At 61.3% G+C, this 1,661-nt stretch carries 4 protein-coding genes; 3 read left to right on the top strand and 1 reads right to left on the bottom strand.

Annotated elements, in window-relative coordinates:
• Nucleotides 1-465 precede the first annotated feature (465 nt).
• The 3 genes from CR492_RS20190 to CR492_RS20180 all read left to right on the top strand — a co-directional run bounded on the left by CR492_RS20190 (nt 466) and on the right by CR492_RS20180 (nt 1,429).
• A complete protein-coding gene (locus CR492_RS20190) occupies nt 466-690 on the top strand; it encodes a YccJ family protein (RefSeq protein WP_102845499.1) in 225 nt (74 codons plus the stop codon).
• An 85-nt stretch (nt 691-775) separates the two neighbouring features.
• A complete protein-coding gene (locus CR492_RS20185) occupies nt 776-1,036 on the top strand; it encodes a hypothetical protein (RefSeq protein WP_102845498.1) in 261 nt (86 codons plus the stop codon).
• 129 nt (nt 1,037-1,165) lie between these two features.
• Complete coding sequence (locus CR492_RS20180; RefSeq protein WP_245412195.1) at nt 1,166-1,429, top strand: hypothetical protein; 264 nt, start codon at nt 1,166-1,168, stop codon at nt 1,427-1,429.
• Between the two features lie 102 nt (nt 1,430-1,531).
• Here the strand turns inward: CR492_RS20180 and CR492_RS20175 are convergent.
• Nucleotides 1,532-1,661, bottom strand: a 130-nt coding sequence (locus CR492_RS20175; protein ID WP_146030260.1) for an IS3 family transposase, incomplete at its 5' end; no start/stop codon positions are given.

The raw sequence follows: 1,661 nt of genomic DNA, 5'->3' as shown, positions 1-1,661 counted from the left end.
AAGGCCAGATCACAAAGCTGAAGCTCGTGAAGCGCCAAATGTACGGACGGGCAAAACTCGATCTGCTCGAAGCCCGCCTTATCGGCGCATGTTGATCGACAGCTGCACCAAGAGTGCGTCAGAGCCCTTATTCCACGCCGGTTAACAACTGGTCGCAGCCGGAATTAGCGACCGCCTCCGGGGCGGGCGTTTCAACGATCCGAGACTTTGAGACGGAAAAGCGAACGCCAATCGCGAACAACCTCTCCGCTATCCGCGCTGCCCTCGAAGCCGCCGGCGTTGAATTCATCCCAGAAAACGGCGGAGGGCCAGGCGTCAGGCTGAGGAATACAGAGAAGCGCGACTAAGCGGCGACGCGCTGCCGTGGTTGACGATGCCGGGCACTGCGGCTTTTCTTGTCGCCAAGCGCAATCTCGCATCGCCGACGCGCCCCGGAAGCGATCCGGCGGCGGCAAGGACACTGAAATGACCTACGTCCCCTCACATATCCGCGGATTCGCCATTATCCACGACACGTCCGTCGAGATCGCGCGCGCGATTTTCGAGATCGCAGATGATGGCGACGAAGAACGCATGTGGCTCGAACCGACCGCGGAGGAGAGCGAAGCGGTTCTGGAACGAGCCTGGGAGCTCGCCGGCCCAACGGGAACGGAGCTGCACTGGAGCGACGAAATTCATCGACACCCTTAAAGCCGTTCATCTTACTGGCAGATGCCGTCGAGTTCATTGCCGAGAATGGTGGGGAACCCGGCGTGAGGAAGAAGAAGGAAAAGTCATGAGCCTCACATTCGAAACAAGTCGGCCGATGATCGAAGATGGCCGTGGCGTCTTCCTTGAGGAGCCGCCGACCGAGGCCCCGACTCATCCTGAGGAAATGAAAGCCATCATTGAGGTTCGATGGGGCCGTAGCTTCGCGATGAAGGCTTCGGCGCGATTGACGCCGGCAGGGCTTGTCTGCGGCGCCATCGCCGCCGCCGCGGTGCTGCTTTCCTCCGCCGCTCTAGTGAGGTCGGTGCGGGCAGGCAGAAGCGGGTGATCCACGAATGGCGTATCGGCTTCGACGAGGCAGGCAACGCTCGCTAGACACGCACCTCGGGGACGGCTAGAACAAACAGGGAACTCATTTGGAGGCGCTGTTATAGCGAGACGGCCGTATCGGCCCGAGATGCCGGAAGATCCAGCCGCGGCGATCCGTTCCCTGCGCGCCTGCCGCGACGCGATGATTGGGATTGCGATACGGGTCAGGATTGGAGGGCCGGTCTACCAGATGGCGCACACCGTGATCACGGCTATCGACGCGCTTGCCGCCGAACTGACCGGAGAAACAGACTATTTCATACCGCTAAGCCCCGGCGCGGGTGAAGGGCAGCGCAAAGTCGAAGAGGAGAAGGCGGCGCGGGAACGAGGGGACATCCCATGGCGGAAGTGACGTATTTCGTGGCCATGCCCTTCCTAAGACAGAGGATAGCGACTTGGCTGCGGGCGAGGCGAAATTGGACTTGCCCCGGTTTAGTGGAGAGGCAAACGGTCGTCAGTTTGCTGCTCGCTCGAACTGAGCGGGGCTCCTATAGCCGAGCGCCGAGTGGCGCCGGATCGGATTGTAGAAGCCGTCGATATAGCGGGCAATGGCGGTGGTCGCGTCCTGGCGGGTCAGGAAGACG

It is taken from the genome of Methylocella silvestris, from assembly GCF_002891535.1.
GTDB classification, from domain to species: Bacteria; Pseudomonadota; Alphaproteobacteria; order Rhizobiales; family Beijerinckiaceae; genus Methylocapsa; species Methylocapsa silvestris_A.
The sequence above is the reverse complement of the archived record's forward strand: the minus strand, read 5'-3'. Positions and strand labels throughout refer to the sequence as shown.

Coding starts and splice junctions, on each gene's coding strand:
- CR492_RS20190 (WP_102845499.1), top strand. CDS start 466: ATGACCTACGTCCCCTCACATATCCGCGGATTCGCCATTATCCACGAC.
- CR492_RS20185 (WP_102845498.1), top strand. CDS start 776: ATGAGCCTCACATTCGAAACAAGTCGGCCGATGATCGAAGATGGCCGT.
- CR492_RS20180 (WP_245412195.1), top strand. CDS start 1,166: ATGCCGGAAGATCCAGCCGCGGCGATCCGTTCCCTGCGCGCCTGCCGC.